Genomic DNA, 22,766 nt, shown 5'->3' with positions numbered 1-22,766 from the left:
CGCGACGTCTCTCCACGGGCCGGGCCAGTCAGCGGCATAGCAGTCCTCCAAATCAGGGTGATTCAGAGAATCACGGCACGAGCAAGCCGTAAACCGCGTTAACCCGAGTTCGGGGCCCTGCGGGACATGCGGGACAGATTGTGCGGTGCCGACGCCTCGTGTATCTTGGGGTCGCTCGGAGGCTACGTGACAGTCGAACCCTGTGGGAGAGCGCGATACCGCACCCGGCCCTGAACGGCCGGGGGTGATGTGGCATCGCCGCCGAAGGAGCAACCGGCCCCGGTAAACTCTCAGGCACCAGGGACCGCAGGGGAATGTCACTCTGGAAAGCAGGTGCCGCAATCGATCGCGGCACCTCACCGAAGGGGTAAGTGCACCGGCGACCTCACCGCGCGGATCATCCGCGCGGGCGGGGATCTGCCGATCGCACAATCTTTCAGGTCCGAAGACAGAGCGGGGTCATCTCCGGGGACGGAACGGCAGGGATGCCGGCACCGGACCTGGGAGATGCGCGGCCGCTTTCCTGTTTGACGGAGCGACCTGATGTCCGGCACGGACAAGACCGCCGTATCGCCTGCCACCCATGCACCCGATCCCGAGACGTCGGCCGCCGATGCCGATGTCGCGCGCACGCCGCTCTACGACCTGCATGTCGCCCTCGGCGGCAGAATGGTGCCCTTCGCGGGCTATCTGATGCCGGTCCAGTATCCCGATGGCATCAAGGCCGAACACCTGCATTGCCGCGCCGCGGCCGGGCTGTTCGATGTCAGCCATATGGGTCAGGCGCGGATCACCGGCCCCGATGCCGCCGCCGCCCTGGAAACCCTGGTGCCGGGCGACATCACCGGGCTCGGCACCGGGCGGATGCGCTATACCCAGCTTACCACCCCTGAGGGCGGCATCCGCGACGACCTGATGGCGACGCGGTTCGACGACCATGTGTTTCTGGTCGTGAACGCTGCCTGCAAGGCCGATGATTTCGCCCATATTGCCGCCCATCTGCCCGCCGGCCATGCGCTTGAGGTGCTGGACGACCGGGCCTTGATCGCGGTGCAGGGGCCGGCGGCCGAAGCGGTGCTGTCCACCCACGCGCCGGATGCGGCAGCCATGACCTTCATGTCGATGATGGCGCTCGACATCGCCGGCATCGCCTGCCTGGTCAGCCGGTCGGGCTATACCGGCGAGGATGGCTATGAGATTTCGGTTCCCGCCGATCAGGCCGATGCGCTGGCCCGGCTGCTGCTGGCCGATGACCGGGTAAAGCCGATCGGGCTTGGCGCCCGCGACAGCCTGCGTCTGGAAGCCGGGCTCTGCCTCTATGGTCATGACATCGATCTTGCCACCAACCCGGTCGAAGCCGGGCTGGGCTGGTCGATCGCCAAACGCCGGCGGGTGGCCGATGCTGGCTATCCCGGCGCCGCGGTGATCGCCAGCGCCTTTACCGACGGCCCCACCCGCCGCCGGGTCGGCCTGCTGCCAGACGGCCGGGTGATCGCGCGGGAAGGCACGGCCGTGCTGGATGGCGACGGCGCCACGGTCGGTCATGTCACCAGCGGCGGTTTCGGCCCCAGTGCCGATGGCCCGATCGCCATGGCCTATATCCGCGCGGATCTGGCGGCGGCCGGCACGGCTGTGTCGCTGGATATCCGCGGCAAGGCCCGGCCGGCGACCGTTGCCGCCATGCCCTTCGTGCCGCACCGCTACAAGCGCTGACCAATCGGCCGCGTCCGGCCGCCGTTATGCGCGCGCCCCCCGCGCCCACAGAAAACCACCCCGCCCCACCAGGGAACAGCGAGCTTTCTCATGAGCACTCGGCACTTCACCAAAGACCATGAATGGATCGACCTCGATGGCGAGGTCGCGACCATCGGCATCACCGACTACGCCCAGGGCCAGCTTGGCGATGTGGTGTTCGTTGAACTGCCCGAGATCGGCCGCACGCTTGCCACCGGCGATGACGCCGCGGTGGTCGAGTCGGTCAAGGCCGCCTCCGACGTCTATGCGCCGATCGATGGCGAGGTGGTCGCCGGCAACGAGGCGGTGGTCGATGACCCCAGCCTGGTGAACAGCGATCCCGCCGGCGAGGGCTGGTTCTTCCGCATGCGCGTGACCGATGCGGGCCAGTTGGACGAGTTGATGGACGAAGACGCCTACGCGGCCTATGTCGCGGGGCTGGAGTGACATCATGCGTTATCTGCCACTGACCGGCGCCGACCGCGCGGAGATGCTCCGCGTGGTCGGAGCCCCGACGATCGACGCGCTGTATCGTGACGTGCCGGCCGGCATGCTGCACGATGCCAGTGCCTTCGCCCTTGCCGATGGCAAGGGCGAGTTTCAGGTCGAGCGCGAGATGCAGGCCTATGCCCGCGCCAGCCGCTCGGCCGGCGACGGCCCGTTCTTCGTGGGCGGCGGCCTGTATCGCCACCACGTGCCGGCCGCTGTCGACCATCTGATCCAGCGGTCGGAATTCCTGACCGCCTATACCCCCTATCAGCCTGAAATCGCCCAGGGCACGTTGCAGACCCTGTTCGAGTTCCAGACCCAGGTGGCGCTGCTGACCGGCATGGACGTGGCCAATGCCTCGCTCTATGACGGCTCGACCGCCGCGGCCGAGGCCGGGATGATGGCGGTGCGCATCACCCGTCGCAACAAGGTGGTGGTGGCGGGATCGGTGCACCCGCATTACCGCGCCGTGGTCCGCAACCAACTGGGCTTCGCCGGTATCGAGGTCGATCTGGCCCCGGCCGATCCGCGGGCCGAAGACGACATCATGGCCCGGGTCGATGCCGGCACCGCCGCCGTCATCGTTCAGAACCCCGGCTTCTTCGGCCATGTCAGCGACCTGACGGCGCTGGCCGACGCGGTCCACGCCAAGGGCGCGCTGCTGGTGGTGGCGGTGACCGAGGCGGTGTCGCTGGGCGCGATCGAAAGCCCCGGCGCCATGGGCGCCGACATCGTGGTCGGCGAGGGCCAGAGCTTCGGCAACATGCTCACCTTCGGCGGCCCCACCGTCGGATTATTCGCCACCCGGTCGAAATTCCTGCGCCAGATGCCGGGCCGGCTGTGCGGCGAAACCGTCGATGCCGATGGCCGCCGCGGCTTCGTGCTGACGCTGTCGACCCGCGAGCAGCACATCCGCCGCGACAAGGCGACCAGCAATATCTGCACCTCGGCGGGGCTCTGCGCCACCGCCTTCACCATTCATGTGGCGATGCTGGGCGAACAGGGCGTCAGCCATCTGGCGGCGCTGAACCATGCCCAGGCGTCGCTGGCCGCCGACCGGCTGGCGGCCGTGCCAGGCGTCACCCTGGTGAATGACAGCTTCTTCAACGAATTCACCCTCGATCTGGGCCGCCCCTCGGCCCCGGTGGTGCAGCGTCTGGCCGATCGCGGCATCCTGGCCGGCATCGCGCCGGCAACACTGGACGGCGTGGAGGGCGATACCGACCGCCTGGCCCCGCTGCTGGTGGTTGCCGTCACCGAACTGGTCACCGAGGACGACGTCGAGGCCCTGGCCGCAGCACTTGCAGAGGAGTTGGCGGCATGACCGCGATCGATCGCTCGCAGGGCCGCGTCGCGCGTGACACCGCCGACGCCGATGCCTCGATGGTCCCTGAGACCGCGACCGGCAACCGGGCGCTTCAACTCGAAGAGCCGCTGATCTTCGAACAGGGCACCCCCGGGCGGATCGGCGTGGATCTGCCGCCGGTGCCGGCCGCCACCAACCGGCTGGGCGGCACCGCCCGCAAGGGCGCCATCGGCCTGCCCGATCTGGCCGAGCCGCAGGTGGTGCGCCATTTCGTGCGCCTGTCGCAGAAGAATTATTCCATCGACAGCGGCCTGTTCCCGCTGGGCTCGTGCACCATGAAGTACAATCCGCGCCTGAATGAAAAGGTGGCGCGGATGCCGGGCTTCGCCGATCTGCACCCCCTGCAACCGGTATCGACCATTCAGGGCGCGCTGGGCGTGATGGCCGAGTTGTCCGACTGGCTGAAGCGGCTGACCGGCATGGCCGAGATCACATTGGCCCCCGCCGCCGGCGCCCATGGCGAACTGGCCGGGCTGATGGCGATCCGGGCGGCCCATGTCGCGCGCGGTGACGCCCGCCGGCGGGTGATCGTGCCCGACAGCGCCCATGGCACCAACCCGGCCTCGGCGGTGCTGTGCGGCTATACCGTCGAGAGCATTCCCGGCACGGCGGACGGCCGGGTGGATGTGGCGACGCTGAAGGCGGCGCTCGGTCCCGATGTCGCGGCCGTGATGCTGACCAATCCCAACACCTGCGGGTTGTTTGAACGTGATGTCCGCGCCATCGCCGACGCGGTCCACGAGGTCGGCGCCTATTTCTATGGCGATGGCGCCAATTTCAACGCAATCGTCGGGCGGGTGAAGCCGGCCGAGCTTGGCTTCGACTGTATGCACATCAACCTGCACAAGACCTTCTCCACCCCGCATGGCGGTGGTGGCCCGGGCTCCGGCCCGGTGGTGTTCGCGGAAAGCCTGGCCCATGTGGCGCCGGGGCCGCGCATCCAGACGGCGGATGATGGCAGCTATACGGTCGATGCCGTGCCGGGTGGCGGTGCCGTCGGCCGGCTGAAGGCGTTCTTCGGCCAGATGGGCATGTTCACGCGCGCCCTCGCCTATATGAAAAGCCTGGGCCGCGACGGGCTGCACACCGCATCGGGCGATGCGGTGCTGGCCGCCAACTATCTGATGGTGCGGCTGTCGGAAGAAATGACCCCGGCCTTCGCCGGCCCGGCCATGCATGAATGCCTGTTCGACGACAGCTTCCTGGATGGCACCGGCGTCAGCACGCTCGATTTCGCCAAGGCGATGATCGACGAGGGTTTCCACCCGATGACCATGTACTTCCCGCTGGTGGTGCATGGCGCGATGCTGATCGAACCGACCGAGACCGAATCGAAGCAGGCGCTGGACCAGTTGGTCGATGCGCTGCTGTCGCTGGCCCGGCGCGCCAAGGCCGGCGAGGCCGCCATGTTCCACGCCGCCCCGCGCTATGCGCCGCGCCGCCGCCTGGATGAAACGCTGGCCGCCCGCAAGCCGATCCTGCGCTGGACCCCGCCGGTGGATACCCGCGCCGCCGCGGAATAGTCCCACGGCCGGGCACCTGTTCAGGGCTCAACGACCAGGTCGGGCCCCGTCACAGCACAGTGTGACGGGGCCTTCGACATGTCAGCGAGTGCCGAACAACCGGTCGCCGGCATCGCCAAGGCCGGGGCGGATATAGGCGTTCTCGTCCAGGCAGCGGTCGACCGCCGCCACATAGACCGGCACCTGCGGATGGGCACGGGTGAACACCGCCAGCCCCTCGGGTGCCGCGATCAGCGCCATGAAGCGGATCTGCTCGTCAGCCACGCCGTGGCGGTTCAGCACGTCGACCGCATGCACCGCCGAATTGCCGGTGGCCAGCATCGGATCGACCAGAATGAAGGTGCGGCCCTCGGCCTTGGGCAGCTTCACCAGATATTCCACCGGTTCCTTGGTCTCCTCGTCGCGATACAGCCCGACATGGCCGATGCGCGACGCCGGCATCAGCTCGGTCAGACCGTCGGCCATGCCGAGCCCGGCGCGCAGGATCGGCACCACCGCGACCTTCTTGCCCTCGATCACCGGCGCCGCCACCCGTTCAAGCGGTGTGTCGATCTCTTCATGAGTGATCGGCAGGGCGCGGGTGATCTCGTATCCCATCAGCAGGGCGATCTCGCGCAGCAACTGGCGGAAGGTCTTGGTTGAGGTGGAACGATCGCGCATATGGCTGAGCTTGTGCAGGATCAGCGGATGATCCAGCACGTGCAGGTTTGGAAACCGCGTGGCGAAATCCCGGTCAGAGCCGGCATGGGCGTCGGTGGCGGCGGTCTCGGTCATCTGGGCTCCGCGACGTGGTGGCGATGAAGGTGGCGATAGACGATGGCCGGCAACGCAGAGCGCCGCCGGCCATCGGTCAGACTAGCAGAAATGGTCGACCAGTCAGAGCTCGGATCAGAGCTGACCGAGCAGGGTGTCGGCATCGCTGACCTCGAATGCCCCGCCCTTCTCGACATTCAGTTGCTGGACCACGCCGTCCTTGACCAGCATGGAATAACGCTGCGACCGCAGGCCCATGCCGAAGCCCGAGCCATCGAGGGTGAGGCCGACCGCCTTGGTGAAGTCGCCATTGCCATCGGCCAGCAGCCGCACGCTGCCATCCACCGACTGCGCCTTGCCCCAGGCACCCATGACGAAGGCGTCATTGACCGAGATGCAGACGATCTCGTCGACACCCTTGGCCTTGAAGGCATCGGCCTTTTCAACGAAGCCCGGCAGGTGACGGGCCGAGCAGGTGGGGGTGAAGGCACCCGGCACCGCGAACACGGCAACCGTGCGGCCGCCGAACAACGCGTCGGTGGTGATCTTGGCCGGGCCGTCCGCGGTCATTTCCACCAGCGTCGCTGCGGGAATCTTGTCGCCGGTCGTGATCGACATCTGTCGCTCTCCTGGTTGCTGTCTGTCACCCGCCGGCCACGTCCTGACACGTGCAGACTGTCTGGCGCTGATATGCCGGCGGCCGGCCGGGTCCGACCACATTTAAGGCGCGATCGGGTGACAGGTGCAAGCGCGCGCTTGTCTTGTCAGCCGCCAGAGGCGCCGGGGCTCGCCGCCGCGCGCGCGATGGCGCCGGTCACGGCGTCTGCGGTCAGCAGTTCGGGCAGCACCAACCCCTGCGGCGCGGCGGGGCCATAGACCACGTTGAACGGAATGCCATAGCGGCCGAAGCCTGCCAGATAGGCTGAAATCGCCGGATCGGGCCGGGTCCAGTCGGCCTTCATCGCCACCACCGCCGGGTCGGCGATGCGGCTGGCGACCGGGTCGACCGTCAGCACCCGTTCCTCGTTGACGATACAGGTCACGCACCAACTGGCGGTGACGTCGACGAACACCACCCGACCGGCGGCCACCTCGCCGGCGATGGTATCGGGCTGGAACGGCACCCAGGGGCCATCGGCCGCCAGCGCCTGAAAGCCGCGCGCCGCCGGCGGTGGCGCCAGAGCCGCAATCGCAATCGCCGCGGTCGCAAGCCCGGCCACCCCCGCCCAGCGCAGCAGCCGCGCCTTGGCGATCACCGCCGGCAGGGCGGCGGCCAGGGCCGCCAGCGCCACGACGGCGGCGGCCGGCCCTGGTCCCACCAGATCGGCCAGCACGAAGCCCAGCCAGATGGCGGTGCCGGCCAGCCCCAGCCCCATGGCGGTCTTCACCCACAGCATCCAGCGCCCCGGGCGCGGCAACAGGCGGATCGCCGCCGGCACCGCCGCGATCAGCAGATAGGGCAGCGCCATGCCGATGCCCAGCGCCAGGAACACCGCCAGGATGTCGCCGGTGCCGCCGGCCAGCGCGAAGCCCAGCGCCGTGCCCACGAACGGTGCCGAACAGGGGGTCGCCAGCAGGGTGGCGACCACGCCGCTGATCAGCGCCTGCCCGGGCCGGGGGCCGCCCTGGCCCACCGCCTCGCGCGCCAGCCCGCCCGCCAGGGTCGGCGCGCGGATGGTGAAGGCACCAAGCTGCGATGCCGCGAACAGGGCCATGGCCAGGATCATCAGGCCGATGAACACCGGCTGCTGGAACTGGACGCCCCAGCCCACGGCGATGCCGGCGGTCTTCAGGCCCAGCGCCAGCGCCGCCAGCGCCAGGAATGACAGGATGATGCCGGCGGCCGTGGCCAGCAGGCTGACGCGGACATGACCGCGGCTCAACCCCCGCGCCGCCACCAGCCCCATCAGCTTGATCGACAGCACCGGCAGCACGCAGGGCATGATGTTCAGGATCAGCCCCCCGGCCAGACCGATCAGCACCGCCGCGATCAACCCGCCTTCGGGGCCGAGCAGGGTTGCCGGCGCCGGTACCACCTGTGCCGTGGTCTCGACGGCGCGCAGGGCAGCCACATCCGACCGCGGGTCGACCAGGGTCAGGCGCAGCGTCTCGCCCAGCAGCCGGGCATCGGCCGTGGGCGGCAGCACCTCCGACACGAAACGCGCCGTGTGCCCGTCGCCCAGAAGGCGCCGTTCGGGCGGTGTGAAGGCGAAGCCATCCGGCCCTTCGATGAACACGTCGGCGTCGAGGCCGAACCCCTCGACGCTTTTCGCCTCGACCACCAGCCGTGCCGGCCGGTCCGCGCGCGCATCGACCAGCCCCGCCGACACCGCCGCGAACGGGCTGGCGACCGCATCCACCACCACCGGCGGCACCCGTGCCAGCCCGGCATCGACCAGCGCCCGCGCCTCCTGCGCCGTGCGATCCAGCGGGTCGGCGGCGCCGGATGGCGCATCCAGCGCCAGGTCGGCACGCACCGGAATACACAAGGCCTCGCAGACCTGATAATCCACGGTCAGCCGCAGCGGCGCTTCCGCGCTCTGGCGCAGCCGCACCGGCAGCAGCACCCGGTCGGCATAGGCATAGGTGTGGATGGTGTCGAAGGCGGTGAAGCGTTCCGGCAGCGGCCACAGAATCCGGGCATCACCGATCTGCGGCGACGCCGTGGTATCGATGGCCGGCGGCAGACCGGCATCGCCGGGCGAGCGCCAATACAGCTTCCATCCCGGCGCCATCCTGAAATCGAGCCCGGCCATGACCGCACCCGCCGCCGCGCCGCCGCCCGGGACAGGGGGGGCCACCACCAGACGCACCGCCGACTGCGGCCCTTCCACCCAGGGACCGAGCCAGCCGCGCGACACCTCGCCTGCCGAGGGCCCGGTGCCGGATGCAATATCGGTCTGCGCGTCGCCGCTCTCTGCGGCATTGGCCAGAACCGCCGATACCAGCATCAGCACCACCAGCAGCACCAGCGCCATCAGCGCATGCCATGGCCGGATACGCTGGCCGTGGCGGCGCAGGGCGGGGCGGGTTGGCGGAACGGGTCTGGTGCTGGACATCGGCTGGCGGTTTTCCGGGCGGGGGCGGGCCAAAGACATGCGCGTAACGGCACGGGCCGATCATGCGCCCTTGCGCATGCTCCGGCCCCGGCCTACCTAACTGGAACGATATCATAAGCAGCATGGCACCGGATGCCCATGCGACAGGGTGCCCCGGCGCGGGGACCGGGCCACAGCCGGCGAACCATGTCAGATGCGGCGCCCCGCCGCAAACACGGTCGAGAAGGTACACGGGCGATGGCAGGGATGCGGGCAGACCGCCCGATGGCGGCAGCGGCGAATGCGTCGTTCGAGACGACGGATCCCGACGGCCTTTCCGGCAAGGTGCTGATCGCCATGCCCCGGCTGGATGACCCGTGGTTTTCCAAGACGGTGATCTATCTGTGTGCCCATTCCGATGATGGCGCCATGGGCATCGTGGTCAACCGGGTGCTCGACACGGTCGACTTCCCCGAGCTTCTGACCCAACTGGGGCTGGAATCCGGCCCGGATACCGCGGGCGTCAAGGTCCATTTCGGCGGACCGGTGGAAACCGGCCGCGGCTTCGTGCTGCATTCCGCCGACTACATTCTGGCGACCAGTCTGCGGGTCGATGATGCGGTGGCCCTGACCGCCACGCTCGACGTGCTGAAGGCGATGATCGAAGGCCACGGCCCCGATCAGGTTCTGGTCGCGCTGGGCTATGCCGGCTGGGGGCCCGGTCAGCTTGAAATCGAGATCCAGAGCAACAGCTGGCTGGTGGTCGATGCCGACAGCGACCTGCTGTTCGGCCCCGATATCGATGGCCGGTGGCGCGACGCCATCGGCCGGCTGGGGGTCAATCTTCTGCACCTGTCGGGCGAAGGTGGCCATGCCTGATCGCGTCGCTTGAAAAATCTGCGACCGTGACGCAGTTTATTCTTGCGAGTAATTCTCAATTGCATATGATCATCGGTGTGCAAACGTTTCATTCCCGTTTCGCACGACTCGTCCTCACACACGCGACTTTGCCGGCCGGTGGTTCTCCTCCGGCCGGTTTTTTTTCGGCGCCTCTTCGGCGCCCCGCCCCTCTTCGCCGCCGCCTGGTGTCAGATCCTGGGCGACCACGATCAGCGCCTGGGTCGGCGCCTCGCCCAGCCGCCGCAACTGGTGGCGCAGATGGCCGTCGAAATGGATCGCATCGCCTGTCTCCAACTGGACCACCCGGTCGGGAAAGATGATTTCCAGGGCGCCCGTCAGAACATAGAGAAACTCGTCGCCCGGATGATCCGCGGTCTGCGACAGGCGGCCGCCGCCCGGCTCGATGGTGAAGACGCTTAAACGCCGCCCGTCGCCCGCCGGCAGCAGCGCCCGCACCAGCGCGCCCGGCCCCGGGGTCGCCCCGCCGGCGACATCCACATGGTCGGCGCGCCGGATGACGGTGATCGCCTCGTCATCGGTGGTCTCGCCGAACAACTGGCCGATCGGCACATCCAGCGCCGCGGCAATCTTCAGCAACGTGCCCACCGAGGGAGATTTCTGCCCCCGCTCCACCCGCGACAGATAGCCCTTGTCCATCGCCATCCGCTCGGCCAGCGCCGCCAATGTCAGCCCCTTGCGCTGCCGTGTGGCCCGGATGGACCGGGAGATGATGCCTGCATCCGCCGGCACCGCGACCGCGATGGCGGCGGCGCTGTCTTTCACGCTGTCTGTCATGTCGCGCCCTCCGATCCTGCCGCACGCGCCCCGCGGCACCTCTTCCTGCCGGATCGGCATCAATTTGTCCACGGCCCCCGCCATGGCGCGGGGCTCCGCCGATTCCGGCCCAGCCCGGGAGAATCATCAGGCTCGGCAGATTAATGTTGCGAATAATTCTCAATCTCATATGATGAACGCCGTGCCAAACGTTTCATTCCCGTTTCGCACGACTCGTCCTCACACACGCGACTTTATCGGCCGGAGGTTCTGCCTCCGGCCGTTTTTTTCGTGGAGCACGACGCCCGCCGCTCCCGTCACGACCGGGCGCCGCTATGGCTGGCCGCCCAGGCCGAAATCGCGGAGCGTGCTGGTGATCGGCGGAATCGCCTTGTCTTCCGGCAGCACATCGCTGTTGCTCCACGAGAACACCAAAACGGTCCAGTCGGTGATGTGTGAAAAGCCATAGCGGGGGCCGGTGGCGTCGACCATGCGGCCGTCATGGGCATCATAGGCGATGGCGGCCAGCTTCACCGTGCCACGACGTTCATCACGCTTCACCAATGCCAGTTCCGGTGTGCTGACGGTATCCGACAAGGGCACCGGCACATCGAATGCCGGAATGCCGAGCAGCGCCTTCTCGTCATCGATCGACAGAGCGCCGGAGCGGATTTCCACCACGATGTCCGCGCGGTCGCGATTGGGCATCAGCCGGGCGCCCCGTCGCAGAAGCTGTTCCCGCACCGATCCCACCGCGTATTTGCCATCCAGGCCCTCGAACAGGCTGGCGTCGACATAAACCGCGGCATCGGGCGGCAGATCCAGCATCAGGGCCTGGGCTGCCCGGTCGACCGCCGATGACAGCAGCAGTTGTTCGGTGGCGGTACGGGCAGGCGCGCTTTCCCGCGCCGAGGTGCAGGCGGCGAGCAGCGCCGCCGACACGATGGCGGCCACGAGCGATCGACGCATACCCTTCCTTTCAGCAGACACGTCCCGGAAACCTGCCTCCGGGCGCGTCTGCCGGCTTACGCCGGCATGCACCACGGCTCCAGATCATCGCTAAGGTCAGGGCAATGGCGTCGCGATGCAACCGGTGGCCCGCAAAGGTTTCAGCCCCCCGGCAACGCTTACAGAAAGCTCACGGGGGCGCGCGAGAAGCGCGGTCAGTTCACTGTGCGGGGCAGGTCTTCGGCCAGCGCCTCGACCATCTGGCGGACATTGGCCAGATGCGGGTTCAGGCGCAGCGCGGTTTCGAAGGCGGCGAGTGCCGCCATGCGGTCGCCGCGACGCATGCAGATCTGGCCGAAGCCGCAGATCGCGCCGAAATGGCGCGGTTCCAGCTCCAGCGCCGTGCGGATATCGGACATGCTCTCCTGGTCGCGGTCCTGCATGTAATACAGCGTCGCCCGCTTGTTCCAGGCCTCGGCAAAATCGGGCCAGCGCAGCACGGTGCGGTCCAGCATGCTCTCGGCCACCACCAGCCGGCCCGCGACCATGGCATCGGCAGCCCGCGACAGGCTGCGCGCCGCCTCCGGGTCGGGATGTTCGCACCACAAGGCCCAGATCATCGCCTGAATGTCGTCGGGGTCTTCCGTGGCGGCGGGGTCGAGCAGCGCGCGGAACAGGGCATCGAGCCGCCACGACATCGCAGGCGCCGGGCGACGCTCATATCCCTTGAGGATCAGCTTCAGAATCTCGTTGACCATCGTCAGGCATCGTCCCGGCCGGCGGCGTGAACAGGGGCTGAACACAGCCTTCAGAATAAGGCGGATGCGCCGCCGCCGCCACCCCGGCTGAGGATCGCGGTGCAGAATGGCGCGCCGCGATCCGCCGGGGTCAGTTCATCCGCGCCATCGGGTCAGGTGCGGGTCAGGGTCCGGCGCACGGCGTCCTGCCAGCCGCCATACAGCCGCTCGCGCTCGGCCTCGGCCATCGCCGGCTCGAATCGGCGATCCAGCGCCCAGCCATCGGCGAACACCTCCGGGTCCGGATAGACCCCGGCGGCCAGTCCCGCCAGATAGGCCGCCCCCATCGCGGTGGTCTCGCGCAGCTTCGGCCGGTCGACCGGCGTTGCCAGCATGTCAGCCAGACGCTGCATCAGCCAGTCGCTGGCGACCATCCCGCCATCGACGCGCAGCACGGTTTCGCCGAAATCGGTGCCCTCCCAGTCCCCGCGCATCGCCTCGACCAGATCGCGGGTCTGATAGGCGACGCTGTCCAGCACGGCGCGCGCGATCTCTCGCGGGCCGGTCGCCCTGGTCAGACCGAACATGGCGCCGCGCGCATCGGCATCCCAATGCGGCGCGCCAAGCCCGGTGAAGGCCGGCACCAGATACACGCTCTGGGCCGGGTCGGCCGCCGCCGCCAGTTGCTCGCTTTCGGCCGATGTCGAAATCAGGCCCAGCCCGTCGCGCAACCATTGCACCGCCGCCCCGGCGACGAAGATCGAGCCTTCCAGCGCGTAGCTGCGCCGGCCGTTCAGTTGCAGGGCGACGGTGGTCAGCAGCCGGTTGCGCGACCGCACCGACTGGCGGCCGGTCACCAGCAGCGCGAAACAACCGGTGCCATAGGTGGCCTTGACCATGCCCGGGCGGAAACAGGCCTGACCGGTGGTGGCCGCCTGCTGATCGCCGGCAACCCCACGGATCGGCACCGGCCGGCCCAGCAGATCGGGCAGGGTTTCGCCGAAATCGCCGGCGCTGTCGCGGACATCGGGCAGCATCGACATCGGCACGCCGAACACCGCGCACAGCTCCGGGCACCAGGTGCCCTTGTGGATGTCATAGAGCATGGTGCGCGAGGCGTTGGTGGCATCGGTCGCATGCACGCGGCCGCCGGTCATCCGCCAGATCAGGAAGCTGTCGACCGTGCCGAAGGCGAGGCGTCCCGCGGCGGCGGCGGCACGCGCGCCCTCCACCTTGTCCAGAATCCAGCCGATCTTGGTGGCCGAGAAATAGGGATCGAGCAGCAGGCCCGAGCGGTCGCGGACCAGTTGCTCATGGCCGTCGCGCTTCAACTCGCCGCAGATCCGGGCGGTGCGCCGGTCCTGCCAGACGATGGCCGGATGAATGGCGCGGCCGGTCTCGCGGTCCCAGACCACGGTGGTCTCGCGCTGGTTGGTGATGCCGATCGCGGCCAGCGCGCCGGCATCGACGCCGGCTGTGGCAAGCGCGCCCTTCATCGTGGCGACACTGGTCCGCCACAGATCTTCGGCATCATGTTCAACCAGCCCCGATGCCGGGAAATGCTGGGGAAATTCCTGCTGATCGGTGGCGATGACCTGCATCGCGCCATCGAACAGCATCGCCCGGGTCGATGTGGTGCCCTGATCCAGCGCCAGGATCAATCCCTGGCCGGTGAAGCCGTGGCGGCCGGGCTGGTCGTCTGCGGCGTCAGGGGTGGCGATATGAGCGGACATGGCGGCGGCGATCCTCCTTCAAGGTCTGGGGCCGGGCCATGCAGGATAAAGACAACCGCACGCCGGCCACGGCCGGGGCTTGGATGCCCCGATCATTCAGGCGTCAGTTTGGGCCGGGGGGCGCGCCGCCGGCAAGCCTGCCCTGACGGGCGGGCAATAGACGGGCGGGCAATAGACGGGCAGGCCACCTGCGCGGTGACGGCGGCGTCACGCGGCCAGCCGCCCGGCGCCGCGGGCGCGCATCCAGGCCGCCAGCCGGTCGGCACCGGCGGCATCGATCCGCAGGCCCAGCTTGGTGCGCCGCCACAACACGTCTTCCGCCGTGCGCGCCCATTCCTGATCCATCAGAAAGGCGACTTCACGGGCATGGAGCCCGGCACCGAAGCCTACCCCCAGTGCGGCCGGATCGGTCGCGGCATCGCCCACCGCCTGCCACACCCGGCCGCCATAGCTGCGCGCCAGCCGCAGGCGGGTGCGTGCATCCAGCACCGGATGGGTCTCGGCCAGGGCCGCCGCCAGCGCGGCCGTGCCGCCGGCGGGCAGCACGGCCCCCGGCAGCGGCGCATAGGCGGTCCAGGCCGCCATGCCCGTGCCAGCCGATGGCGGCAGCAGCCGCAGCAGCTTTTCCATCACGCCTTCGGCCAGCCGGCGAAAGGTCGTGATCTTGCCGCCGAAGACACTGATCACCGGCGCAGCCGCCGTGTCGACGCTCAACACATAGTCGCGGGTCGCCTCCTGCGCCTTGCTGGCCCCGTCATCATAGAGCGGTCGCACACCGGAATAGGACCAGACCACCATGTCGGGGGTGACCGGCCGCTTGAAATAGGCCGAGACCGCCGCGCACAGATAGTCGATTTCCGCGGGCGTGATCGCAACCTGCCCCGGATCGCCCTGATGATCGGCATCGGTGGTGCCGATCAGGGTGAAATCATCCTCATAAGGGATGGCGAAGGCGATACGACCGTCGGGATTCTGGAAGATATAGGCGCGATCGTGATCGAACAGCCGCTTGACCACGATATGGCTGCCGCGCACCAGCCGCACCCTCTCCGGGGTCTTCACATGCAGCCGCTCGACCAGCGTATCGGCCACCCAGGGGCCGGCGGCGTTCACCACCGCCCGCGCCTTCAGGGTGGAGGTGACGCCGGTTTCGGTGTCGCGCAGGCGCAGCGTCCACAGATCGCGGCCCCGCTCGGCCGCGATCAGCTCGGTGCGGGTGCGGATCTCTGCGCCGCGATCATGGGCGTCGATGGCGTTCAGTACCACCAGCCGGGCATCGTCGACCCAGGCATCGGAATATTCGAAGGCCCGGCGGAAGTCGTCCTTCAGCGGCCCGCCCGCCGGGTCGCGGCCCAGATCCAGCGTGCGAGTGCCGGGCAGACGGCGGCGGCCGCCATTGCCGCCGGCCAGATGGTCATAGATGAACAGGCCGGCGCGGATCATCCAGCGCGGCCGCTGGCCCTGATTGTGCGGCAGCACGAAACGCAGCGGCCAGATGATGTGCGGCGCCAGATCCAGCAGCACCGCCCGCTCACGCAGGGCCTCGCGCACCAGCCGGAATTCATAATGTTCCAGATAGCGCAGCCCGCCATGGATCAGCTTGGTGCTGGCCTGCGAGGTGGCGCCGGCCAGATCGCCTTTTTCAACCAGCACGACGTCATAGCCGCGGCCGGCCGCGTCGCGCGCGACACCGCACCCGTTCACGCCGCCGCCGATCACCGCCAGATCATGCACATGCTCTGCCATATCGAAGCTCCCTTGGCGCCATCGCATCGGGGTCATGACGCCGAGACCACCATTCAGGTTCCATCAGGTTCGTATCTCTATATTGACGCGCCTATACGAAACTTCAAATGAAAGTAACGCACCGCAAGCGAACGGCAGGTCTGCGGCGGGCGCACGGCCCGCCGGGCCTCGTGTTGCAGCCCCCAGCCAGGCGGGGCATAGTGCCGCGCCAATGACTTCAGCCGCCACAGGGGTTCGGACGATGACGCCTGACACCGCCACGGGCCTGGCCCTGGGACCCGCGATCGAAGGCTTTGCCCTGGGGGCGGCCCTGATCATCGCGATTGGCGCGCAGAATGCCTTCGTGCTGCGCCAGGGGCTGATCCGCGCCCATGTGCTGCCGATCGTGGCGTTCTGCGCGCTTGCCGATGCCGTGCTGATCGTGGCCGGCGCGCTGGGGCTCGGCTCGCTGATCAGCGGTCATGAACGGGTGCTGGGCGTGGTGTCGCTGGCGGGCGCCGGCTTCCTGATCACCTATGGGATGATGGCGGCGCGGCGTGCCTGGAAGCCCGGCCAGTTGCTGCCCTCCGAGGCGCCGGCTGCACCGCTGCTGCGCACCCTGGCGACGGTGGCCGCGGTCACCCTGCTGAACCCGCATGTCTATCTTGATACGGTGGTTCTGCTGGGCAGCATCTCCGGGCGCCACCCGATGCCCGACCGGCTGTGGTTCGTGGGTGGTGCGGCGCTTGCCTCGATCACCTGGTTCTCGGCGCTGGGCTATGGCGCGCGGCTGCTGGTGCCGGTGTTCCGCCGCCCGGCCGCGTGGCGGGTGCTCGACGGCATCATCGCCCTGGTCATGTGGCTGATCGGCGCCAAGCTGATCGCCGACGGCATCCGCCTGCTGAGGTGAGCGTCGCCGCCATGATCATCCATCCGATCGGAAGGCGTTAGGGCTTGGCATCGAAGACCACCTTGAATGCCCGCAATCTGGAAGCGCTGGGTGCGGCACGCCTGGCCGCGCTGCTGATCGAGGTCAGCGCCGGCAATGCCGCCGCCAAGCGCCAGATCCGACTGGCCCTGGCCGGCGCCGACAGCCCGCTGGCGGTGGCACATGAGGTGCGCAAACGGCTGATCGCCATCGGCGCGTCGAAGGGCCGGGTCAGTTGGCGCCGCCGCAAGGCGCTGGTCGACGATCTGGAAACCCAGCGCCGGGCCATCGCCGGGCCGCTCGCCGCCACCGATCCGGCCGAGGCACTGGACCTGATCTGGCGGTTCCTGGCCCTGGCGGGGCCGGTTCTGGCGCGCAGCACCGACACCGCCGGTACGGTGACGGCCGTGTTTCAGGCCGCCTCTGCCGATCTGCCGGCCATCGCCCGGGCGGCACGGGCCGATCCGCTCGCCCTGGCCGACCGCGCCGCCACCGCACTTGCCGTCAATGATCAGGGCCAGTATGACGGGCTGGCGGCGGCGCTGGTGCCGCTGCTGGCTGCCTCGACAGGAAACGGTTCGCCGGGCCTCGACCGCCTGAAGCAGCGCCTGTCCAGGCTGTCCGGACCGGCGCCGCGCCAGGCCCTTCAGGCGATCGCCGACTGCCTGGGGGATGTCGACGGCTTCATCAACCAGTTCGACCCGGCGGCGCGGGTTCTGCCCACCATCGCCACCCGTATCGCGCATCGCCTGCTCGCCGCCGGGCGCGTTGCCGAGGCCGCCGCCAGCCTCGATGCCGTGCGCCCCGCCCATCGCCCCCGGCTCAGCCATGGCCGGCCCGACCTGGACTGGGAGGATGCCTGGATCGCGGTTCTGGATGCGCGGGGCAAACACGACGCGGCGCAGGCGCTGCGTCTGGCCTGTTTCGAACAGGCGCTGTCGGCGACGCATCTGAAGGCCTATCTCAGGCGGCTGCCCGATTTCGACGACATCGAGGCCCGGGATCTGGCACTCGATCTGGCGATGCGGCACCCGGCCGCCACCCTTGCCCTGCATGTGCTGGTGTCGTGGCCGGATCTGGAGCGGGCGGCGGCGCTGGCGATGCAGCGCAGGGCAGCACTCGATCCCGACCGCCACGATCTGCTGGGCCCCGCCGCCCAGGCCCTGGCCGGGCGCTATCCGCTGGCCGCCACCCTGATCTGGCGGGCGATGATCGATGACACGCTGACCCGGCGCCGCGCCGGCCGCTATCGCATGGCCGCACGCTGGCTGGATGAATGCCGAGGTGTCGCCGGCACGATCGGCGACGCCGGCGCGGCTGTGTCCCACGACGATTACCTGGAGCAATTGCGCCGCGACCACCCGCGCAAAGCCGCCTTCTGGCGCCATCTTTCCTGATTCGGCATCTTTCCCGGCCAGATGCGGCCCGGGGGGCTGACCCGGTCCGCGCAAAGGCATATGCTTCGATTTAGACGAACGTTCGTTCCGGTCCGGAGCGAGCCGGTCACCCGCCAAGAAGCCTTCCGGAGAAAACGCCCGATGTCCGACATTCTGCGCACGCCCGACACCCGTTTCCTCGACCTGCCCGGCTGGCACTATCCGCCGCATTATGTCGACGACCTGCCCGGCTATGAGGGCATCCGCGTCGCCTATGTCGACGAGCCGGCCGCCGTCGCCGATGCCGGGGCCGAGGCGCCGACCTTCCTGTGCCTGCACGGCCAGCCCAGTTGGAGCTATCTCTATCGCCGGATGATCCCCTATCTTGCGGCGCGCGGCCGGGTGGTGGCGCCGGATCTGATCGGCTTCGGCCGCTCCGACAAGCTGGCCGACGACAAGGCCTATGGCTTCCTGTTCCATCGCGGCATGCTGGTGGAACTGGTCAAGCGTCTGGATCTGAAGCACGTCATTCTTGTGGTGCAGGACTGGGGCGGGCTGCTGGGCCTGACCCTGCCGCCGGAAATGCCGGATCGCTTCCGCGGCCTGCTGGTGATGAACACCGCCCTCGGCACCGGCGACCGGCCGCTGGGCAAGGGGTTCGAGGCCTGGCGCGATTTTGTCGCCAACAGCCCGGACTTCTCGATCCCGAAGCTGTTCGCGCGCGGCTGCCCGCATCTGACGCCCGAGGAAGCAGCCGCCTATGACGCGCCCTTCCCCGATGACAGCTATCGCGCCGCCGCCCGCGTGTTCCCGGCACTGGTTCCGGCCCATCCCGATGCCGAGGGTGCCGCCCTGTCGCGCGATGCCCGCGACTGGTGGAGCACCGCATGGACCGGCCGCAGTTCCATGGTGATCGGCATGGCCGATCCGGTGCTGGGCGAGGCACCGATGATGGCGCTGGCCAAGGTCATCCGGGGCTGCCCGGAGCCGATCAAGGTGGCGGATGGCGGCCACTTCGTCCAGGAATGGGCCGACGCGTTCATGCCCCGCGCCCTGGACCCGCTGTTCGCCTGACGCCATCACCGCCCGGGCACGGATTGTGACCGGGCGGAACCATCATCCTGTTCCGGCGCCACCATCTCGTTCGAGCGGTTGGCAGGCGCGGCCGGGGACGCCATAGTTGATGTTTCCGGAGCGGCCGCGCCATCAGCCCTGACCCATGATCAGGCGGCACGGCCGACGACGGCGCGCCTCGGCGGGCCCAACCCCGAACAGGGAACAGAGACCCATGACCCGGCATACCCGCATCGACCGGCCACATAACCGTGCCGGCCACCTGTTGCGTGGCGGCAGCGCCGCCGCAGCCCTGACCCTTGCCGGCATGATGCTGGCCAACCCGGCCGCGGCCGCCGATGGCGATGCCGGGGCCTGCGACATCGAGCGCCCGATCATCTTCGCGGGCCTCGATTACGACAGCGCCCGGTTCCACAATGCGCTGGCCCGCATGATCCTGGATGAAGGCTATGGCTGCGCCACCGACGAACTGCCGGGCTCGGTCATCCCGCTGGTCGGCGGCATGTCACGCGGCGATGTCGATGTGGTGATGGAGATCTGGTCGGCCAATCCGGTGCAGGTCTGGCTGGACGCCAGGGAAAAGGGGCAGGTGGTCGAGGTCGGCACCAATTTCCCCGACGCCCGTGAAGCCTGGTTCGTGCCCCGCTATGTGGTGGAAGGCGCCGACGCCCCGGCCAAGGATCTGAAATCGGTCGGCGATCTGCCGAAATACACCAAGCTGTTCGAGGATCAGGAAGAGACCGACAAGGGCCGGTTCTATAACTGCCCGGCCGGCTGGCAGTGCGAGATCGTCAATTCCAAGAAACTGCACGCCTATGGGCTGGAAGACAGCTACACCAATTTCCGCCCCGGCACCGGTGAGGCGCTGTCGGCGGCGGTGGACAGCGCCGTCAAGCGGAAGAAGCCGATCCTGTTCTATTACTGGGGGCCGACCTGGCTGCTGGGCAAATACGATTTCGTGGCGCTGGAAGAGCCGGCCTTCGATGCCGACACCTGGGCTGCGATGATGGCGGCAGACGCGCCAGAACAGGCCACCGCCTATCCGGAAAGCACCGTGATCATCGGCGCCAATGCCGACTTCGCCAAGGCCGCGCCCACGGTGATCGGCTTCCTTGAGCGCTATGAAACCACCTCCGAGCAGGTCAGCCGCGCGCTGGCCCATATCCGCGACACCGAGGGCTCGCCCGAGGATGGCGCCAAATGGTTCCTCGCCGAATATCCGGATGTCTGGAAGGCCTGGGTCTCGCCCGACGTCGCCGAGCGTGTCACCGCCGCCGCACAGAAGGGCTGATCATCGGGCATGTTTCCGGATCTGGGCACGCCGCTGCGCCATGCGGTGAATGACGCACTCGACTGGCTGATCGTCACCCATGGCAACAGCTTCGAAGCCGCCGCCGGGTTTCTGCTCGGCATCCTTGGCGCCATCGAAGGCGTGCTGCGCGGTGCCCACCCTGCCGTGATCCTGGGCGCAGTGGTGGCGGCGGCATTCGCCGTCACCCGCCGCCCCGTCACGTCGGTGCTGCTGGCGGCGGGCCTGTGGGGCGTGGGCGCTCTGGGCCTGTGGGATCAGGCGATGCAGACTGTGGCCTTGATGCTGGTGGCGGTGTCGATCGCCGCGCTGTTCGGCCTGCCGATCGGCATCCTGATGGCCAAATCCAACCGCATGCGTGCCGTGGCGCTGCCCGTGCTCGATTTCATGCAGACCATTCCGATCTTCGTCTATCTGCTGCCGGCGGCGATGCTGTTCGGGCTGGGCAAGGTGCCGGCGGTGTTCGCCACCGTGATCTATGCCATGCCGCCGCTGGTGCGGCTGACCGATCTGGGCCTGCGCGGCGTGGATCACGAGGTGCGCGAGGCGGCCAATGCCTTCGGCGCCTCGCGCCGGCAGTTGCTGTTCAAGGTGGAACTGCCGCTGGCCCTGCCGACCATCCTGCAGGGCCTTAATCAGACCACCATGCTGGCGCTGGGCATGGTGGTGGTGGCATCGATGATCGGTGCGCGCGGCCTGGGCGAAACCGTGCTGGTCGGCCTGCAGCGCAATGACAGCGGCATGGGGCTGATCGGCGGATTGGGCATCGTGGCCCTGGCCATGCTGCTCGACCGCATGACCCAGGGCTATGGCCGCCGGGTTCTGGCCCGGCGCGGCCGCAAGGCCGACAGCACCTGATCCGGCCGATGGTGGTCCACCCGCCTCACTCGGCGGCGATCAACTGGCGCACCGCCGGGTTCAGATAGGCATCGAAACAGGCGGCGACGCGCTGGATGTCGGGGGTCATCTCGACCGGCACCAGCAACCGCCAGCCATCGCGCAACACGATACCGCGTTCCTCCAGCGGATCGATCAGCGCCATGGCGCCAGCCAGAACCTCAGGATCGCGGCCCATGGATGCGGCCACCGCCGCCACGTCGACGCCATGGTCGCACATCAGCCGCTCGATCACCGCCCGGCGCAGCCGGTCGTCGTCGTCCACCGCAACGCCGCGGATGGTGGCGAGCCGGCCTTCGGCCACGGCCTCGCGCCATGCCCGGACATCGATGGTGTTCTGGACATAGCCGCCCGGCAGATCGCCGATCGCGGACGGGCCGAAGCCGATGATCGCCGCGGCAGTGTCGGTGGTATAGCCCTGGAAATTGCGCCGCAGCAGCCCCTGGCGCTGCGCCACCGCCAGCGGGTCATGGGCCCGCGCGAAATGATCGAGCCCGATGCCGACATAACCCGCCGCCTTCAGCCGGCGCGCGGCCGCATCCGCCTGTTCCAGCCGCGCCGCCGGCCCCGGCAGGGCGGCATCGGGGATCAGCCGCTGATGCTGCTTCATCGACGGCACATGGGCATAGCCGAACAGCGCCACCCTGTCTGGTGTCAGGGTCAGCACCTGATCCAGCGTCGCCAGCACGCCGTCCGTGGTCTGGTGCGGCAGGCCGTGGACCAGATCGATGTTGATGGCGTTGATCCCCCGCTCGCGCAGCATCGCCACAGCACGGGCCGTGGCCTCGGCCGGCTGGATACGGTTGATCGCCTTCTGCACCACCGGGTCCAGATCCTGAACGCCCAGGCTCGCGCGATTGACACCGGCGGTGGCCCAGGCATCCAGCCGCGCCGGATCGACATCGCGCGGGTCGATTTCCAGCGCGATCTCGGCATCGGCGCCGATGTCGAAGCTGCGCGCCAGCGTCTGGAAGATCCGGTCGATGTCCTCGGGCTCAAGAATGGTCGGGCTGCCGCCGCCGAAATGCAGATGGCGGACGGGATGCCGCCTGCCCAGCAGCGCGCCCACCATCTCGATCTCGGCGATCAGGCTGTGAACGAAGGCCACGATCGGGCCGCGGGTGTTGATCACCCGGGTATGGCAGCCGCAGAACCAGCACAGCGTGTCGCAGAACGGCACATGGATATAGATCGACACCGGGTCGTGGCCCGCCACCGACCGCATCCAGGCCGCCGCCTGATCGGGCCCCACCGCCCCGCTGAACTGAAGCGCGGTCGGATAGCTGGTATAGCGCGGCAGCCGTGCCGACTGGACCGGCACCCGGCGCGCGGCCTCGCGATCTTCCGCAGGGCTTGCCGGAACGGCCGTCGCCGGGGGCAGGGCGGATGTGATGACAGCCATCGGAATGCGGACCTCCAGCGGACGGGGCGTGACCATTGCGGCCATGCTGCCCGATCGCCG

The 22,766-nt window shown here is 68.7% G+C and carries 19 protein-coding genes and 2 riboswitches; of the genes, 10 read left to right on the top strand and 9 right to left on the bottom strand.

Going from position 1 to position 22,766, the window contains the following annotated elements; genetic code table 11:
- Positions 1–193 precede the first annotated feature (193 nt).
- Positions 194–317: riboswitch (glycine riboswitch) on the top strand.
- Positions 318–459, top strand: a riboswitch (glycine riboswitch). It begins immediately after the preceding riboswitch.
- Positions 460–543: 84 nt separating this feature from the next.
- The 4 genes from gcvT (at position 544) to gcvPB (ending at position 5,112) form a co-directional block, all read left to right on the top strand.
- Positions 544–1,713 (top strand): glycine cleavage system aminomethyltransferase GcvT, encoded by a 1,170-nt coding sequence (gcvT, locus tag WG924_RS26685; protein WP_345936075.1) that lies wholly within the window; start codon positions 544–546, stop codon positions 1,711–1,713.
- Positions 1,714–1,803: 90 nt separating this feature from the next.
- Positions 1,804–2,181, top strand: a complete 378-nt coding sequence (gene gcvH / locus WG924_RS26680) for a glycine cleavage system protein GcvH (RefSeq protein WP_345936074.1) — start codon at positions 1,804–1,806, stop codon at positions 2,179–2,181.
- 4 nt (positions 2,182–2,185) lie between these two features.
- Positions 2,186–3,547 (top strand): aminomethyl-transferring glycine dehydrogenase subunit GcvPA, encoded by a 1,362-nt coding sequence (gcvPA, locus tag WG924_RS26675; protein WP_345936073.1) that lies wholly within the window; start codon positions 2,186–2,188, stop codon positions 3,545–3,547.
- Positions 3,544–5,112 (top strand): aminomethyl-transferring glycine dehydrogenase subunit GcvPB, encoded by a 1,569-nt coding sequence (gene gcvPB, locus WG924_RS26670; RefSeq protein WP_372044899.1) that lies wholly within the window; start codon positions 3,544–3,546, stop codon positions 5,110–5,112. The genes gcvPA and gcvPB overlap by 4 nt, the downstream gene beginning before the upstream one ends.
- 81 nt (positions 5,113–5,193) lie before the next feature.
- On the opposite strand, the gene upp is transcribed toward gcvPB, so the two are convergent.
- The 3 genes from upp to WG924_RS26655 form a co-directional block, all read right to left on the bottom strand.
- Positions 5,194–5,886: a uracil phosphoribosyltransferase gene (gene upp / locus WG924_RS26665; RefSeq protein ID WP_345936072.1), complete on the bottom strand. Its 693-nt coding sequence runs from the start codon at positions 5,884–5,886 to the stop codon at positions 5,194–5,196.
- A gap of 114 nt (positions 5,887–6,000) precedes the next feature.
- Positions 6,001–6,483 carry a peroxiredoxin gene (locus tag WG924_RS26660; protein ID WP_345936071.1) on the bottom strand — a complete coding sequence of 161 codons (483 nt, stop codon included), beginning with the start codon at positions 6,481–6,483 and terminating at the stop codon, positions 6,001–6,003.
- A 146-nt stretch (positions 6,484–6,629) separates the two neighbouring features.
- Complete coding sequence (locus tag WG924_RS26655; protein WP_345936070.1) at positions 6,630–8,924, bottom strand: protein-disulfide reductase DsbD family protein; 2,295 nt, start codon at positions 8,922–8,924, stop codon at positions 6,630–6,632.
- 246 nt (positions 8,925–9,170) lie between these two features.
- On the opposite strand from WG924_RS26655, the gene WG924_RS26650 reads away from it, so the two are divergent.
- Entirely contained in the window at positions 9,171–9,782 is a 612-nt protein-coding gene (locus WG924_RS26650; protein WP_229708076.1) for a YqgE/AlgH family protein, read from the top strand.
- Positions 9,783–9,896: 114 nt separating this feature from the next.
- Here the strand turns inward: WG924_RS26650 and WG924_RS26645 are convergent, their stop codons facing one another.
- The 5 genes from WG924_RS26645 to glpD all read right to left on the bottom strand — a co-directional run bounded on the left by WG924_RS26645 (position 9,897) and on the right by glpD (position 15,741).
- A complete protein-coding gene (locus WG924_RS26645; protein ID WP_345936069.1) occupies positions 9,897–10,598 on the bottom strand; it encodes a helix-turn-helix domain-containing protein in 702 nt (233 codons plus the stop codon).
- A gap of 312 nt (positions 10,599–10,910) precedes the next feature.
- Positions 10,911–11,546, bottom strand: a complete 636-nt coding sequence (locus tag WG924_RS26640; protein WP_345936068.1) for a DUF6655 family protein — start codon at positions 11,544–11,546, stop codon at positions 10,911–10,913.
- Between the two features lie 194 nt (positions 11,547–11,740).
- On the bottom strand, positions 11,741–12,283 hold the full coding sequence (locus WG924_RS26635) for a tetratricopeptide repeat protein (protein WP_345936067.1): 543 nt from the start codon (positions 12,281–12,283) through the stop codon (positions 11,741–11,743).
- A 152-nt stretch (positions 12,284–12,435) separates the two neighbouring features.
- On the bottom strand, positions 12,436–13,995 hold the full coding sequence (glpK, locus tag WG924_RS26630) for a glycerol kinase GlpK (RefSeq protein ID WP_345936066.1): 1,560 nt from the start codon (positions 13,993–13,995) through the stop codon (positions 12,436–12,438).
- A gap of 207 nt (positions 13,996–14,202) precedes the next feature.
- Complete coding sequence (glpD, locus tag WG924_RS26625; protein WP_345936065.1) at positions 14,203–15,741, bottom strand: glycerol-3-phosphate dehydrogenase; 1,539 nt, start codon at positions 15,739–15,741, stop codon at positions 14,203–14,205.
- A 241-nt stretch (positions 15,742–15,982) separates the two neighbouring features.
- Here glpD and WG924_RS26620 point away from each other — a divergent pair, with 241 nt between their 5' ends.
- From WG924_RS26620 to WG924_RS26600, 5 genes are all read left to right on the top strand, one after another.
- Entirely contained in the window at positions 15,983–16,630 is a 648-nt protein-coding gene (locus tag WG924_RS26620) for a LysE/ArgO family amino acid transporter (protein WP_345936064.1), read from the top strand.
- A gap of 44 nt (positions 16,631–16,674) precedes the next feature.
- Complete coding sequence (locus WG924_RS26615; RefSeq protein WP_345936063.1) at positions 16,675–18,045, top strand: DUF6880 family protein; 1,371 nt, start codon at positions 16,675–16,677, stop codon at positions 18,043–18,045.
- Between the two features lie 141 nt (positions 18,046–18,186).
- Positions 18,187–19,098, top strand: a complete 912-nt coding sequence (locus WG924_RS26610) for a haloalkane dehalogenase (RefSeq protein WP_345936062.1) — start codon at positions 18,187–18,189, stop codon at positions 19,096–19,098.
- A gap of 214 nt (positions 19,099–19,312) precedes the next feature.
- A complete protein-coding gene (locus WG924_RS26605; RefSeq protein WP_345936061.1) occupies positions 19,313–20,389 on the top strand; it encodes an ABC transporter substrate-binding protein in 1,077 nt (358 codons plus the stop codon).
- 9 nt (positions 20,390–20,398) lie between these two features.
- Positions 20,399–21,265, top strand: coding sequence for an ABC transporter permease (locus WG924_RS26600; protein ID WP_345936060.1), 867 nt, complete (start codon positions 20,399–20,401; stop codon positions 21,263–21,265).
- Positions 21,266–21,290: 25 nt separating this feature from the next.
- Here WG924_RS26600 and hemN read toward each other — a convergent pair whose 3' ends face one another.
- Positions 21,291–22,706 (bottom strand): oxygen-independent coproporphyrinogen III oxidase, encoded by a 1,416-nt coding sequence (hemN, locus tag WG924_RS26595; protein ID WP_345936059.1) that lies wholly within the window; start codon positions 22,704–22,706, stop codon positions 21,291–21,293.
- Between the last annotated feature and the right edge of the window lie 60 nt (positions 22,707–22,766).

Origin of the sequence: Tistrella arctica (assembly GCF_039630945.1) — a bacterium.
Lineage (GTDB): Bacteria > Pseudomonadota > Alphaproteobacteria > Tistrellales > Tistrellaceae > Tistrella > Tistrella bauzanensis.
The sequence above is the reverse complement of the archived record's forward strand: the minus strand, read 5'-3'. Positions and strand labels throughout refer to the sequence as shown.